Origin of the sequence: Pseudomonas bananamidigenes, from assembly GCF_001679645.1 — a bacterium.
GTDB lineage: Bacteria > Pseudomonadota > Gammaproteobacteria > Pseudomonadales > Pseudomonadaceae > Aquipseudomonas > Aquipseudomonas bananamidigenes.
Window position 1 is genome coordinate 1 of sequence record NZ_LRUN01000125.1, and the last position, 686, is coordinate 686.

The window sequence follows — 686 nt, forward strand, 5'->3', positions numbered from 1 at the left end:
CCCCGGCTGCGGCGGTGCAGGAAACCGTTGCGGTACTCGTAGGACGTCGGCGCGTCGTCCGGCGGAATCAGCGCGATCAGCCGTCCGGCGTCGTCGTAGCGGTACTCGGTGACCGCCCCCAGCGCATCCTGCTCGGCGACCAACCGGCCCTGCGCATCGTAGGCCTTGAGCTGCTCACCGCCGTCGGCGGCGACCTGTCGCACCAGCCGCGCCGTGTCGTCGTGGACGTAAACCTCTTCGCGGCCGTCGACGTACTGCACCCGCACGCTGCCGGCGTCGTCCCAGACGTAACGCGTGTCCATCTGCGAAAACGACGCCCAGTGCCGCACGCAGCGCGCCGACTTGCCCTCGCGCTCCCACGCCCAGAAAAAACTCGCGCCGCCCGTTAACTGTCGTTGCAGGATGACGTGCCGGTCGTCGTAGTCGTAACGCTCGCTCTCGTCGACGGCGTTGCTCGACTCGATCAGCCGGTGGCGGGCATCGAAGCGGTAGCTGACCAGCGTCTGCTCGGTGCGCCAGGCGGCTTCACGGAAAACCTGATAATCGACCGCGACCAGGTGCGCCCGCTCGTAGCGCAACAGCAGCGAACGTCCGGCCCCGTTATCCAGTCGCTGAATCCGGTCGGAAAGATCCCGATGCACCGTCAGACGATTGCCGTAGGCATCGCTGATCGCCGTCAGACGCCC

1 pseudogene is annotated in these 686 nt (G+C 67.2%); it reads right to left on the reverse strand.

Going from position 1 to position 686, the window contains the following annotated elements:
• A pseudogene (locus BBF94_RS26915) lies at positions 1–686 on the reverse strand (RHS repeat domain-containing protein); the annotation flags it as partial.